General features: G+C 54.2%; 12 protein-coding genes. 8 read left to right on the top strand and 4 right to left on the bottom strand.

The window, feature by feature from the left end; genetic code table 11:
• The first annotated feature begins 325 nt into the window (after nucleotides 1–325).
• Both VKV18_RS14490 and VKV18_RS14485 read left to right on the top strand, forming a co-directional pair.
• Nucleotides 326–1,966 (top strand): putative ABC transporter permease subunit, encoded by a 1,641-nt coding sequence (locus tag VKV18_RS14490; protein WP_324204896.1) that lies wholly within the window; start codon nucleotides 326–328, stop codon nucleotides 1,964–1,966.
• Nucleotides 1,950–2,717 (top strand): hypothetical protein, encoded by a 768-nt coding sequence (locus VKV18_RS14485; protein WP_324204895.1) that lies wholly within the window; start codon nucleotides 1,950–1,952, stop codon nucleotides 2,715–2,717. The genes VKV18_RS14490 and VKV18_RS14485 overlap by 17 nt, the downstream gene beginning before the upstream one ends.
• Before the next feature lie 14 nt (nucleotides 2,718–2,731).
• Here the strand turns inward: VKV18_RS14485 and VKV18_RS14480 are convergent, their stop codons facing one another.
• Nucleotides 2,732–4,477: a hypothetical protein gene (locus VKV18_RS14480; RefSeq protein ID WP_324204894.1), complete on the bottom strand. Its 1,746-nt coding sequence runs from the start codon at nucleotides 4,475–4,477 to the stop codon at nucleotides 2,732–2,734.
• Nucleotides 4,478–5,174: 697 nt separating this feature from the next.
• Between VKV18_RS14480 and VKV18_RS14475 the strand changes: the two genes are divergently transcribed.
• The gene (locus VKV18_RS14475) at nucleotides 5,175–6,089 is read left to right on the top strand and encodes an RNA polymerase sigma factor RpoD/SigA (RefSeq protein WP_324204893.1); all 915 of its coding nucleotides are present in this window, start codon (nucleotides 5,175–5,177) and stop codon (nucleotides 6,087–6,089) included.
• A 59-nt stretch (nucleotides 6,090–6,148) separates the two neighbouring features.
• On the opposite strand, the gene VKV18_RS14470 is transcribed toward VKV18_RS14475, so the two are convergent.
• Nucleotides 6,149–6,808, bottom strand: a complete 660-nt coding sequence (locus VKV18_RS14470) for a phosphoribosylanthranilate isomerase (protein ID WP_324204892.1) — start codon at nucleotides 6,806–6,808, stop codon at nucleotides 6,149–6,151.
• A gap of 142 nt (nucleotides 6,809–6,950) precedes the next feature.
• On the opposite strand from VKV18_RS14470, the gene VKV18_RS14465 reads away from it, so the two are divergent.
• A complete protein-coding gene (locus VKV18_RS14465; RefSeq protein ID WP_324204891.1) occupies nucleotides 6,951–8,957 on the top strand; it encodes a DUF6785 family protein in 2,007 nt (668 codons plus the stop codon).
• A 27-nt stretch (nucleotides 8,958–8,984) separates the two neighbouring features.
• On the opposite strand, the gene VKV18_RS14460 is transcribed toward VKV18_RS14465, so the two are convergent.
• Together VKV18_RS14460 and VKV18_RS14455 are read right to left on the bottom strand one after the other, a co-directional pair.
• A complete protein-coding gene (locus VKV18_RS14460; RefSeq protein ID WP_324204890.1) occupies nucleotides 8,985–10,259 on the bottom strand; it encodes an ABC transporter permease in 1,275 nt (424 codons plus the stop codon).
• A gap of 145 nt (nucleotides 10,260–10,404) precedes the next feature.
• Nucleotides 10,405–11,061: a peroxiredoxin gene (locus tag VKV18_RS14455; RefSeq protein WP_324204889.1), complete on the bottom strand. Its 657-nt coding sequence runs from the start codon at nucleotides 11,059–11,061 to the stop codon at nucleotides 10,405–10,407.
• 151 nt (nucleotides 11,062–11,212) lie between these two features.
• Between VKV18_RS14455 and VKV18_RS14450 the strand changes: the two genes are divergently transcribed.
• The 4 genes from VKV18_RS14450 (at nucleotide 11,213) to rfbA (ending at nucleotide 14,144) form a co-directional block, all read left to right on the top strand.
• The gene (locus tag VKV18_RS14450; protein WP_324204888.1) at nucleotides 11,213–11,431 is read left to right on the top strand and encodes a hypothetical protein; all 219 of its coding nucleotides are present in this window, start codon (nucleotides 11,213–11,215) and stop codon (nucleotides 11,429–11,431) included.
• Nucleotides 11,432–11,542: 111 nt separating this feature from the next.
• On the top strand, nucleotides 11,543–12,250 hold the full coding sequence (locus VKV18_RS14445) for a glycosyltransferase family 2 protein (protein WP_324204887.1): 708 nt from the start codon (nucleotides 11,543–11,545) through the stop codon (nucleotides 12,248–12,250).
• Between the two features lie 20 nt (nucleotides 12,251–12,270).
• Entirely contained in the window at nucleotides 12,271–13,245 is a 975-nt protein-coding gene (galE, locus tag VKV18_RS14440; RefSeq protein ID WP_324204886.1) for a UDP-glucose 4-epimerase GalE, read from the top strand.
• Between the two features lie 26 nt (nucleotides 13,246–13,271).
• Nucleotides 13,272–14,144 (top strand): glucose-1-phosphate thymidylyltransferase RfbA, encoded by an 873-nt coding sequence (gene rfbA / locus VKV18_RS14435; protein WP_324204885.1) that lies wholly within the window; start codon nucleotides 13,272–13,274, stop codon nucleotides 14,142–14,144.
• Nucleotides 14,145–14,420: the final 276 nt, after the last annotated feature.

Here is a 14,420-nt window from a genome sequence, read left to right as displayed (position 1 = left end):
TTAGGCACTTTCTAAGTATCGGCAATTTCGCCAAAACCTCCAGATCATCGGTAACATGCTGGTGCAAACTCCCTGCACACGTAGCCGCGCTCATTACCCTACTCGCTCTACCTGGTAATTATACCCCCCTTCTTGGAAAGGGAACCGGTAAAATGGACGCGGTAGTGGGTTCACCACCCACTAGGCGAGTCGGCGGAAGGACTGTTTAGCCAAACGAGGGTTCGCTCTCACTCGTGGACACTCCCAGATTGCAAGGCGCATGGCGAGCGTGCTGGCTTGTGCTAAAATGGAAGCGGTCAATCTTTCCAGATACTGCGGAAACGGAATGCTCTTTTTTCTGTTGCGCCTTCACCTGCTGGCGCTTAAAAACAGTTGCCGAACCTCTTTACACAACCAACCGGTTGGCGCGATGGCCGTTGCCGTCGCCGGCCTGGCCACTTTTGGCTTTACCTGTGTCTTCTTTCTCTGGGCTTTAGTCGCCGCTCAGAAACTGGGTATCCTTCAAGAAAGCCTTTTCCAGCTCTATTACTACCTTTTCCTCCTGCTTCTGGCCGGCTCCGTCCCGTTTGTGGCCTCGACCTTGCTGCTTGCCGAGGACTATACCCTCCTTTTTTCTACACCACTTCCCTCTTGGGCTATCCTCACCGCCCGCCTCATTGAAGCCACCATCATTAACTCCCTACAGTTCTCCGCCTTGGGAGTGCCGGCTGTTCTTGCATCGGGCCTTGCCCTCTCCCTATCTCCCATTGCATGGCTGCTGCTCGTTCCGCTCACCTTTCTCTTTCTCCTTCTACCCGCCTTGTTGGTGGCCCTAGGGCTCATCGTTCTGCTTCGCATCGCAGGCCTCGCGCGCATGCGTGCCGTCATCAGTCTCCTGAATGTGCTTATGGGCGCCCTCATCTGCCTCGACATCGCCGTCGCAGTACCCCATTCACCGCTCTTTGCCCTCCTCGCCAATGCGCATGCGCTTCCCTATCCTGTGGTTCCGCATACCGTGCCCCTCACCGCTCGTTTGGCACCTTCAAGCTGGTTCGCTGCGGTGTTGCTCGCCCTCGGTGGGCAGCAACCTTTAAGCAGCGCCCTATCTTCTGCGCTCGCCCTCCTTGTTAGCAACGGATTTCTCTTCGGCATGGTGCTCCTCATCGGCCGTCACACTATCTCGGTCGAAACGCTCACCAATGAGCGTTCTCGCACAGTTCGCACGTCCAATCCACATGAACAAACCCTACTCCGCCGCCTGCTTCCGGAGCCGATCGGTGGGCTTGTAGAACGCGACCTTCATCTTATCCTGCGCGACTCGGTGCTCCTCTCCCAGCTGGCCGTACCGGCCATTCTCTTCGCGGTGCCCTTTGTACTTGCCCTGCACGATCACTCCCCCGACACGCGAGGTCTCCTTTTCTATCTTGCAGCCATGCTGCTCGGCATTATCCTCTACACCCAAACATCCATCCTTAGCCTCTCTCTGTTGGGCATGGAGGGGCAGGGCTATTGGCTCGTTCTTACGGCCCCCATAACGATTCGCCACAATCTTTTTGCTAAGTGGCTCACCAGCACCGGCATCTCCGGAGGCTTTGGGCTGCTTCTTGGAACTCTCGACGGCATCTGCTTCCACGGGAAGTTTCTGGAGGTGATGCCACTGCTTGGAATCGCCGTCATCTTCTCGGCCGGGCTTTGCGGTATCGGCGTAGGCTTCTCGGCCATCTTTCCCCGATTTCTTCACGATAACCCTGCCGTAAGGGTCAGCCCTTGGGCGCTTATCCTTGGTTTCGTAGCCGCTACCCTCTATGTCCTTAGCGCCGGCGCCGCACTCGCCCTCGCTGCCCTGGCCGCAGCCGACTATCTGCCGGCAAAAACCCTGCTTATCCCAACAGGCGTCTGCCTATTTCTTCTCATCTCGCTTCTTGCAGTCATCCTCCCCATAGAGATCGGCTCCCGAAGGTTGGAGGCCTATGAGTGGCCCTACTGAGCCAACATCGCGCCCACCAGTTTCTCTAGCGATCATCACCCTCATCCTGCTAGGCCTCATGCTCGCTCTGCTGCCCCTCCTCCATTGGCAACAGGGTGAGATCGATCAAGAAAGAAGCTTGTCGAACCTTAGACGCTTGGCCGACTCGTTACAGCTCTATGCCCAAGACTATGATGGCTGCCTTATGCCGCCGGTAGCGTTTCCTAAAGGGGCACCTCCCCTCACATGGCCGGTTCGTGCGCAAGGCTATCTCTCCTCACTCCCAGGGCTGCTCGATAACCCGGCCAATCCCATTAGCGCCGCTCCCCATCCGCTTACCGACCCAACCCATCGCTACCGCATCCCCACATCCTACGCACTCAATCGCCGCTTCTTCGGTGTCTTTAGCAAGGGTCCCTTCTCACTCGATAATTTGGAGCTGCCCGAACAAACCGTCCTGCTTGTGGAGGCCGGCCCCATGTGGAGCCATACAGGACGTGGAAATAACAGAACGCCAACACCACACTCTATCGCTCGCCTCGACTACGGCGACACAACCGACCGTGTACAAGGACTTGTGTGCTATCCATCCACACACTTTGGCAAAATGGCCGTCGTTGCGGCCGATGGCCACGCGAAATCGCTTCGTGTAGCACACTACGGCCCTGCCGATGGCCCACACGATCCCCTCTACGGCCGTATAGGCGACGACATCTACAATTGGAACGGAGGTCACCCCAACGGACTAACGGATACCCCGCCACATGAATAACGCCGCATCAGCCATCAACCCTCGATCAACCCATGGTAGCGCCCCATCCAATACGGCAACAACCAATGCGATCCGTCTAACTCCACCTCGCCTTCCCCTACCGAGTCGGCCACAAAGGGGTTCATATTCCACTTATAGACCCCCACCTCTGCCGGAGACAGCGCCTCCGCCAACTGCACTCGACCGAACCTATCGCGTTCTAAAGCGATTTTTACATCCCTGCGATGGCTGTTTTTCATAGCCCAATTCCGCAAATCCAGCGGACTTTCCTCTAACCAAGTGAGCGCAGCGGCAACATCCTCCTTCCTGCCGGTGCAGGCGGCATAGAGAATGTTGTGTAGGGCGGAACGTTGTGGCCGCAGTATTCGTTGTGTCCGCTCCAAACTAAGAAGGTAGAGAGCACGTAGCGAGGGGTCCGTCTCCAGTTGCAATAAGGGATAGTAGGCGCAAGCTGCCAGCTCGTCGTCGGAATGGTTATCGGTGCCCATTGGAGGCAGCACTTTCTGCAGGAGTGTGTTTAGCGCATAATGATGCTTCTGTATTAGGTACCGATACGCCTCCTCATAGCGTAGGCAAGGGCATAGATACATTGCAACCCGTAAATGCGAGAGAATCTCCAAAGCGTTCAATCCCCGCTCTTCCTGCCATTCCGGGTCGTCGTTGATCTTCTCCGGAGACCAAACACCCCACGAGGTCACCTTACCATCCGGCCCCACTAAAGTGAAACTATGGTCGAGAATATGGTCGGTCACACAACGGCAGACCGTGGCGATCTCTGCCTTCTCCTCTTTATTGGCCACCAGTTTATGGTAAAGATACCATGCCAAATAGTGGCCATCAATCTCATCGGAGGAGGTATCCCCCTTGAAAAAGGTGTTCGGCATGGTGGGAGATAGGTACCAATTCGGGCCGGGGTCCGACTGAAACACCCGCTCGCCAGGACGGATAAGCGCACGAGCAGGGAAACCGGGAATGCCTGTAACATAAACCAAGTCCAGAAGTGCTCGCAAAGAGCGCCGTGCTCGCTCTGCCGCCTCCTTATTTCGTGTCACCGCATAGCGAAAACATTGGGCGGCCAAATACAGCGCGGTCCATAGTCCATCGTTATCTGTGGCTTGAAGGAGCACACTCTCTAGGTCGCCCGGCCGAGTCAAAAAACATTCGGCCACGTATCCGTGACGCTCATGCCGTTGTTCTGTAAGGCGTTGGTAGTGTTCTGCCTTTTGTAGTAATGTCATGGGACGGCGTTCTATGTGTACAACCCCACCGCGCGTCGCGATCCAGGCTCCGCCTCTTCGGTCCGACGCAATAGAGAGCACCTCATCATCCGGCAGCCAGCGTCTGCCAGCATAGTATCGCCACTTGCCATCGCGCAAACAGGCAGCGCCGTGCCTCGTCCCTATCCACAAAACCCCATCGGCTCCAAAATCCATACAACGCACGGGAAGAACGGGAGGAGGGGCTATGGCATCCACATCCTGCAACATGCCGCCCTCATATAGATAGAGCCGCTTGTTACCCGCTATCCAAAACGTGCCGTAGGCACAGGCAACGAAGGAGCAGAGAGAGACGCCTATCGTAAGAGGCTCCCACTTTCCCTCTGCGCATCTCCATATCTCAGAACGGGTTGCGACATAGATGTCCCCTTCTGGGGAAATGGACATCCCAATGACAGGCATCCCTTGCGGTAGGGGAATGGCCTCCGCTCCTTCAATAACGAGCTTCTCAGCCCCCAACTGAACGAGACGGTTATCCGTCAAAAAACCAAAGCCTAGGACCTTGGGGATGACCGAATAAACCCGGTGCCGGTTTTGGTAAAAAATCCCCTTTTCCGTACCGATACATAACGTTCCCCGACCGTTGATTGCCAATCGGCAAACATTTTTGCTAAAAAAATCGTCTAATGCAGTAAGAGGCGTCGCGACGTCTTGCAAGAAGACATCTGGAGACCGTGCAGCGGATGATTTCGAAAGTGCTCTCATTGATTTATCTCCTTATCGTCTGCACGTTGTTCCTCAACGAGCTTCCTGGTCAGCAAGAACTTCCTCAGGAGGCACCGTGAGGCTAGCTCGTATAGATGCGATCGGCAGAACGCGAACGCCGCGCTTCCCTTACCCGGAAGCCAAAGGAGGGGCAGACAAGGCCGTCCCCGCTTCGTATCACGCTCGACGGCTACAGAAACAGAAACTTGCAGAAAAATCCTAACACCCGTGTTTTGCTCGTTGCGCGTAAAACACGAGTATTTACCGGTTTTTCGCAAACGACCTAGGTTTCTAACGATGAGGTAAACCCTCCTATGGAAGAAAACAGGTAAGGAACGTTCTCTAACCTGCCTCGCCATAAAGACAGGTTGTACCATGTTGTACGAATAGAGAGGACATACCATAGGGAACCTCTTACTTGGAGACACGCTCATTCTAGAACCTCGATCCGATTTGAACGAAAGGCGTTCGCAAGATGATGAAAGAGCGGAAAAAAGAATCGTCCCGAAAGTCTATTAACTGCTTAGACCCTCCGCCAAAATCTGCTCAGGAGAGCGCAGAGGAACCTCAAGAGAGGGCTTCCTACTTGCGATTCCTCACGCGTAGACGCTTGCTCACGGCGGAAGAGGAGATCGAGCTAGCACAGCGCGCGCGTCAAGGCGATCAGCAGGCACGCAATCTGCTCGTTGAGGCCAATATGCGCCTGGTTGTCGGCATTGCTCGACACTATCATACGTCCCTCATCTCCTTTGAAGATATCGTCCAAGAAGGGGCGATCGGTCTGATGAAAGCGGTCGAACGCTTCGATCCGCAGCGAGGCTGCCGACTCAGTACCTACGCCACCCCATGGATACGCCAGGCCATTAGCAGAGCCATAGATACGAAGGCCAAAGCCATTCGCGTGCCCGCCCATGTTGCCGAATCGCTGCGGCGCCTGGAAAAAGCGCGTCTGCAGCTTCTCACCGAACTTCAGGAGGAACCTACGGCCGAACAACTCGCCGAACGGTTGGGGATGCCAGTCGTTAAAGTTCGCCTCCTGCTCCAAACAGCGCAAGAGCCGTTGTCTCTCGACACACTCGTCGGTGAAGAGGAGAACACACCGCTTCTCGCGCTACTGAACGACCAGGATACCGTAGACCCTCAAGAGGTCGTGATCGAAGAGGAGCGGCGCCAACAGATAGATAGCCTCTTCTCTGTTCTTACCCCACGCGAGGCCGAGGTCATGCGCCTGCGGCTTGGCTTCGAGGGAAACTGCGAACAGATGCTACAAAAGATAGGAGAGACCCTCCATCTTTCGCGAGAGCGCGTGCGCCAAATTGAGATACTGGCTATGAAAAAACTGAAAGCGGCCGCACGCTTGCGGGCGTTAGAGGAGTATCTTGGCACCTAAAACGCCACGGCTCCGGCTACAGCCTCCCGTCTAGCTTTGGACGTGGAGGCTCTTTTATTTTACCCGCTCGCCTCACAGAGAGCGACACGATGGGCGTTGGCCACAAATTGACGAATTTTTTGTGGGTCTTTCTTGCCAGGCGCCATCTCAACCCCACTCGAGACATCCACCCCCCATGGGCGCACCTGACGAATTGCAGCTTCCACGTTCTCCGGGGTCAACCCTCCGGCTAACACAACGGGCACTGACACACGGCTCTTTGCCAAGCACGCCAAATTCCAATCGAAAACCACCCCACCTCCTCCTAGACGCTTTTCATCATAGGCATCCAACAGAACACCGGAGATCGTCAAACCCTCTAAGCGACTCTCTATACCCAAAGCATCCTCCACACTGCGCATTCGGCAGGCTAATATCAGCCCTCGCCCCTGCAAGACCACCGAAAGCAACGCCCGCTCCTCCACATGCGGAGGCTCGTAAAGCTGAATTGCATCCAGCGGAACCCCACGTAAACGCGCCGCGTCCGAAAGATTGCGGCAAACTCCGACCCGAGTCACGAACGGCGGAACACTCTCTAACAAGTCCTCCAAATCGCTCCGATCGCCTACGTAGCGGGGAGTGTTCGGCACAAAAATAAAGCCTAAGGCATCGGCGCCTGACTCGGCAGCAACCCAAGCGTCCTCTTTACTCGTAATACCGCAAATTTTAACCCGAATCAAAACCTCTTCTCCTTCAGTAACGAGACTGATATCGCATAGATTATGGCAAAGTTTTGGTATACTGCTTCTATCTCTCCTTTAAACGATACGATGCCCGATGTGCCCCGAACCTCGGAAACACCTCGCAACAGCATGTAAAGCTATGACCACACAAAGAGCACCTGCATCGCAAACGGCAACCGATCCTTCCGAGAAGGACGACGCAAAGGCCATAGTACCCGTAATAGGGCTTTCCCTACGTGCCATCCTCCTTGGCCTCTTGCTCACGATTCCGGCTACGTTTTGGACTACCGTCATCGAGGTGCGTTGGTATTCGCTAGATGGCACCTGTCTGCCTCTGTTTATCATGCCCATCTTTTTCCTCTTTTGGCTTGTTCTTCTCAATCGAGGCATAAAATCGCTCAAACCACGTTGGGCGCTCTCTCAACAGGAGCTGCTCCTCGTCTACATTATTCTCGTCGTAGGCACCGTTATGGCGGCACACGACATGCTCCAAAACCTCTTTGGCTCCATCGGCCATGCCGCCTATTTTGCCACCCCAGAAAACCATTGGCAGACTCTCTTTTTCCCTCTGCTCCCCAAATTCTGGCTCGTGCGCGACACGGTGGCGTTGAAAGGTTTCTACCGCGGTAATGTTAACCCCTACGACCCACACTACTGGTTGCCCTTTATCGCCCCCCTGTTCTGGTGGCTCCTCTTCATCGGTACACTCATCGGCATCTGCCTCTGCCTTAACATCCTTATCCGTACCCGCTGGAGCGGCCATGAACGTCTGGCGTTCCCTATCGTGGAGTTGCCCATCGCCCTTACCACCCAGCACCCAATCAAGGCTGCCGATCTGCTCTCTAGCCGAGCTATGTGGGCAGGTTTCCTTCTCGCCGCCGTCTTCGACCTTATCAACGGCATGCACAACCTCTATCCCTCCTTGCCCTACATCCCCGTACTGAAACTCTATAACATCGGCCAATACTTTACCAGCCGGCCTTGGAACGCCATCAGCGACACAAATATCTCCATGTATCCTTTCGCCATCGGCTTGGCCTACTTCGTCCCCCTGGATCTCTCCTTCTCTTGCTGGTTCTTCTTCGTTGCACGTAAGCTTTTCCAAGTGTTCGGTGCCATTACAGGCCTCGATGGCCCCGGCAGTGGCGGCTTTCCCTACTTCCCCCAACAGGCCAGCGGGGCCTGGATCGCCTGGGGTCTGACGGTAGTTTGGGCTTTGCGAGGGCAATTTCGACATGCCTGGCGTGTGGCATTTCAGCATGAACCTCGCAATGCGCTTGAAGAGCCGGAAATAGCGCGTCATTATAGAGGTGCTTTCTTTGGCTTGGCGATTGGAATACTTATCCTCGCCATCTATAGCTGGCGCATCAACCTATCTCCTTGGGTCGCTATTCTCTTTTTCGGCCTCTATTTTCTGCTCGCCATCACCATCACCCGAGCCAGGGCTGAATTGGGCACCCCACACGAAATCTACTTCGTAAACCCACGCCTTATCTTGGTGACACTCTTCGGAAGCCAAACGCTAGGAGCACAGAACCTTACCGATCTCTCCGTCATGTACTGGTTTAACCGAGGCTATCGGTGCCATCCCATGCCCAATCAGTTGGAAGCCATGCGTATGGGCGAAATGGCGCGCATTCGCCAAAGCGCTATCATCACCACCCTCATAATCGCCTTCATTTGGGGCGCTTTAGTCGCCTGTTGGGCAAACATCCATGTCACATTCACCAACGGCGCCACCGCAAAGTGCATCGGCTTCAAAGTGTGGGTCGGTGGAGAAAGCTACAACAACCTACAACAGTGGTTACAAACTCCGGCACGTGTGGATATTCGCCAAATCTCCTACCTTATCGGGGGCTTTCTGCTGGTTCTGTTCCTACGGCTCATGCGAGGAGCTTTTCTCTGGTGGCCCTTCCATCCTGCCGGCTATGCTCTGGCCGTCTCCTTTGCCATGGACTACTTCTGGTTCTGCTTTTTCATCGCCTGGCTTGTCAAATTCTTCCTTGTGCGCGCCGGCGGTATGAAAGCCTACCAAGCTGCCATCCCCTTCTTCTTAGGCCTCATCCTAGGCGACTACGTTATGGGCGCCTCCTGGGCGCTCTTTGGAGCCTACAACCATCTCCAAGCCTATAAAATCTACATCTAGTGATGTCTTGAAGCGTAGCCCGGAACCCTACTCATGACGAAGAGCCTCAATGGGGTCGAGCCGAGCCGCCCGAATGGCCGGCGCCACCCCAAAAAGCACACCAATGAGCGTGCAAACGAAAAGCGCCAACACCACGAGCAACGGCGAGATAAGGGGATGAAGCACGGAAAAATGGCTTATAATGTCGCAAATACCCCATGACAAAACCAATCCTATCCATCCACCCACAAGAGATAAAACGATGGCCTCCGTTAAAAACTGAACAAAAATGTCGCTCCGGCGGGCTCCCACTGTTTTACGAATCCCGATCTCGCGCGTCCGCTCCGTTACGGTCACCAACATAATGTTCATAATTCCTATTCCGGCCACAAACAGGGAGATCGTCGCGATCAGTCCAAGCAAAGCCTGCGCCATGTTGATCAGCTTGTAGACGATCTTAAGCCCCGTTCGCTGCGTTATAAGCCCAAAATCTTCCACCCCGTGGTGATTCGCCAACAGGGTGCTTTCGATGGCATGTATCAACTTATCAGGTGGATGCCTATAGTCGGTCTGCAGCACGATCCGATTGACTTGCACGTGCGGTATCACTCTGCGCACTAAAGGCGCAGGCAGATAGACAAGGGTATCGAAACCCGGCACAGGCCCTCCAGGCATATCGCTGCCGGGCGGCTTTCCTAAAACCCCAACTACCGTCCAGCGATGCCCGGCAATAAATACCTGTTGTCCCACTGCCGAACCCTTGCCGAAAAGAGCCGCATTTGGCTTAGCTCCCAAAATACACACGTACCCCGCATCATCCGAAAAATAGTGCCCCTCGACCAGAGGCGTGCGATTCATCTGAACCCCTGCCTCGTTCGTAGCTACCACGAATGCGGAGACGATAACTCCGTTTGGGCCCTTCACGGTTCCACTTACGAAATAGACCGGAGAGACCCGCACTACTCCTGGCACACGGCGCAGAGCGGCTACATCGTTCTCCGTGAGTGGTGAGACCCCCAACAACGCTGCCGGATTGGGTTGCCCGTTCTCATCAAGCTGACCAGGCACGATCATGGCCAGGTTAGCCCCCAAACCATCTACCTGCTTGGCGATTTCGGTACGCACCCCCTGCAAGATGGCAATGAGGGTAACAATAGCGACTACTCCAATAACGATACCGCTGATGGTGAGGGCCGATCGCAGAGGGTTGTTGAGCAACATGCCAAAAGCGTCACGCACAAGCTCCCACAGCCGCGGGGCGAAGGACAGCCGTGTGTCTTTCGAGGTGAGTGAAGCGGCGCTCTTTTTGTTGGCCCCGATCATCTACGGTGATATTCTCCTTCTAGAGTCACCTCTTGTATACGTATAAACCCTCTCACAAACTTCACCACCACCTTCTTCATCAGATAAAGCAATAAAAAAGAGAGGCAGTATCACTCTGCCTCTCTTCACAGGCTTATCGGTGGCGCTAAATCTTCTTCTTGGCGAAGTACCAGTCCTTAACCTCTACGCCCTCCTCATTACTGAGGCGTTTCTCCACACCTTCCAGTGTGGTTGGAGCGGGAACGATCACCTCATCCCCAGGCTGCCAGTTCACCGGCGTAGATACCTTGTTGGCATCGGTCGTCTGCAGCGCCTTCACCAGTCGCAAGATTTCGTCTACATTGCGCCCGGTGGTCAACGGGTAGTAGATCATCGCGCGCAGGATGCCCTTGTCATCAATCACGAACACCGCACGCACTGTGGCCGTAGAGCTTGCCCCCGGATGGATCATCCCGTAGAGCTGCGCTACGTTCGTGTTCAAGTCCGCTATCATCGGATAGGGTATCTTGACACCGAAGTTCTCCTCCATGTTGCGTACCCAAGCCAAATGGGCGTAGACGCTGTCTATGCTCAACCCAATGAGCTGGGTGTTAATCGCCTTGAACTCCTCGTAACGGCGCGCAAACTCGACAAGCTCCGTGGTGCACACCGGAGTGAAATCCGCCGGATGGGAAAAAAGAACCACCCACTTGCCACGAAAACTGGAAAGCGTTATCGGCCCTTGCGTGCTCTCCGCCGTAAAATCCGGCGCCGGCTCGTTGAGCCGTGGCAGCGAACGCTGTGTTACAACTTCCTCACTCATCGAAATCACCTCCTCGAAATTTCTGTACCTTTTCTCTTACTCAGCAACAGGCTGAACTAGGAACCGACCAGGCTTGCCAGCATGATGAATGTTGACTTACTTGGTCTGTATTATAAACATTATATTCCCTTCTACGATGCGCTGTCAACAGATGTTTCCACTCCCAGCCGCTATAGATTCTACCCAACTTCCATTGGGAATGGCCTCTCTTAGCATACAAAAAAATTGGCAGAAAGCCCCCGCGTGCGCAGAGCTGCCACGACTGAATGCCGACCTGCAAACCGCGTCTCTAAAGGAGATTGACAGCCAACTGCTGCAGCAAGCCTTACGCGACCTAGAACAGGCGCTCAAGCAGTGGGGGTATCACTAACCTTCTAGGTTCGCCTAGGGAATGGGTATAATGCTGCCAAATCTTTCAAAAGCTCCCTTGCCATCGTGCCTATCAGAGAAGCCGCTTCGTACATTTTGAGGAGGATCGCAGTTGGCGAAACCCGCCTATCGTCTTTCCGTGCTCATACCCGTATACAACGAGCAACAAACAATTTTAGAGCTTTTGCGACGCGTGCGCTCGGTTAGTATCCCCAAAGAGATCATCATTGTAGATGATGGCAGCACGGACGGCACAAGGGACCTCCTACGTACACAAGTGGAAGGCCAATTCGACGACGTAACCGTCATCTACCACGATCGAAATCGAGGGAAAGGAGCTGCCATTCGTACCGCCATCGCCCACGCTACAGGTGACTACGTGATCATCCAAGATGCCGATCTCGAATACGACCCCCGTGAATATCCTTCCCTCCTCGAACCCCTCCTCGACGGCAGAGCCGACGTGGTCTTCGGCAGCCGATTTCTCGGAGGAGGGCCCCATCGTGTCCTCTACTTCTGGCACCGCGTGGGCAATGGCTTCCTTACGCTGCTGTCTAATATGCTTACTAACCTCAATCTCACCGATATGGAGGCCTGCTACAAAGTCTTTAAACGCGAGATCATTCAGTCGCTTCCCCTCCGTTGCAATCGCTTCGACTTTGAGCCGGAAGTCACGGCCAAAGTGGCCAAACGCCACTACCGCATCTACGAAGTGCCCATCTCCTATAGCGGTCGTGACTACTCGGAAGGCAAAAAAGTGAGTTGGAAGGACGGGCTTATCGCCATCTGGACTATAATAAAATATCGTTTGATAGACTAAACCGTAAAGGAGAAAAAGTTTTGATTCTGGTAACCGGAGGCGCTGGCTACATCGGCAGTCACTATGTTTTGCATGCGATGGAAAAGGGCGAACAGATCGTCGTCCTCGACAACTTAGTCTACGGACATAAGGAAGCCGTACCGGAAAACATCCCCCTTATCACCGGCGATATGGCCGATACGTCGCTGCTCGATCACATCTTCCAAACCTACCCCATTGAGGCGGTCGTCCACTTTGCCGCCTATGCCTATGTTGGGGAATCGGTGCTGCAACCGGCCAAGTACTATCAGAATAACGCTCTCGCGACGTTTCAGGTGCTTGAAGCCATGCGTCGCCACGGCGTTCGCTACTTTGTTTTCTCCTCCACATGTGCCACCTACGGCGACCCCCAATACATTCCTATAGATGAAAATCACCCACAAAACCCAATCAATCCCTATGGCGAGTCAAAACTCTTTGTTGAGCGCGTTCTTCACGCCTACGATCGAGCCTATAACATGCGCTTCGTCTCTCTGCGCTACTTCAATGCCGCCGGTGCCGATCCTCAAAAACGCATCGGAGAAAGCCACGACCCAGAAACTCACCTCATTCCGCTGGCCCTCCAAGTCGCGCTGGGTAAGCGCGAACACATTACCATCTATGGCACCGACTACGACACCCCCGATGGAACCTGCATCCGCGACTACATCCATATTCTCGATCTGGCGGAAGCCCACGCCCTCGCACTAGAACGCTTACGTAAAGGACTACCCAGTGCCTGCTACAACCTCGGTACCGAACAAGGCTATTCGGTACGCGAGGTCATCCATACCTGCGAAACGATCAGTGGTCGCCCTATCAAAACGCTCGATGGTCCACGGCGCGCCGGTGATCCGCCACGGCTTATTGCCAGCTCAGCAAAAGCCAAACAGGAACTGGGCTGGCATCCCCGATTTCAAACGCTTGAAGAGATCGTACAAACGGCCTGGAATTGGGAACAAGTGCGTCGCTACTGAAACCTAGCTTTGGAGGTCTTTTTTCAATGAAAGGAATCGTTTTGGCGGGAGGTGCGGGAACACGCTTGTATCCCGCTACTCTTGCCATTTCAAAGCAGTTGCTGCCCGTTTACGATAAACCCATGATCTACTACCCTCTCTCTACCCTTATGTTGGCCGGCATCCGTGACATCCTGCTTATCTCTACTCCCCATCATCTCCCGCTCTTTCAAGAGCTGTTGGGCGACGGCAGCCAATTTGGCATCTCACTGAGCTATGCTCCTCAACCGCGTCCTGAAGGACTTGCCCAAGCCTTCCTCATCGGCAAAAGCTTCCTTAATGGCTCCCCTGCCTGCCTTATCTTAGGCGACAATATTTTCTATGGACACGGACTGCCGGCGATGCTTCGGGCAGCTGCCTCTCGAACCACGGGCGCAACTATCTTCGGTTATTGGGTGAAAGACCCACAGCGGTACGGAGTTATTGAGTTCGACCATCAAGGCCGAGTTCTCTCTATCGAAGAAAAACCCAAAATCCCAAAGTCCAACTATGCGGTCGTAGGCCTTTACTTCTATGATGCACAGATTACAGAGATCGCAGCCCAGGTAAAGCCCTCCTGGCGTGGGGAGTTGGAGATCACCGATGTCAACAATATCTACCTCCAAATGGGACAACTACACGCCGAACTCATGGGTCGTGGATTCGCTTGGCTCGACACCGGCACCCATGAGGCGCTCCTCGAAGCCTCCAATTTCGTTCGCGTTATCGAAGAACGACAAGGCTTAAAGATCGCCTGCCTCGAAGAGATAGCCTACCAACTTGGCTACATCTCCGCCGAGCAGGTGCAAAGCCAAGCCGAACGTCTTAAGAATACCGACTACGGCGCTTACCTCTTGCGTCTTATTTCAAAAGAGCGTTAAACACTTACCTTCCGACTCCAAAACTCAAGTAAAAACACCTGTTGTCTCAAACCTTCAGACGTGATATAATGACAAGCAAGCTGTTGTTGTAGTAGTAGCTGCCGATGTGGAAATCTCGATGGTTGTTGATAAGACTGCCGAAAGAATGGACCCAAATACGCTTTTGGAACGGTTACTGCGGCTTGAAGAGAAGATCGAGGAGTTAAAACGCGAAAATGCTCTTCTACGTCAAGCGCAACAAGCCCAGGTCGCATCGAAAAAGGGAGAGGAAACTGC

The organism is Chthonomonas sp., assembly GCF_035294505.1.
Lineage (GTDB): Bacteria > Armatimonadota > Chthonomonadetes > Chthonomonadales > Chthonomonadaceae > Chthonomonas.
Note: the sequence above shows the minus strand (reverse complement) of the source record. Positions and strands in the feature narration are given on the sequence as shown.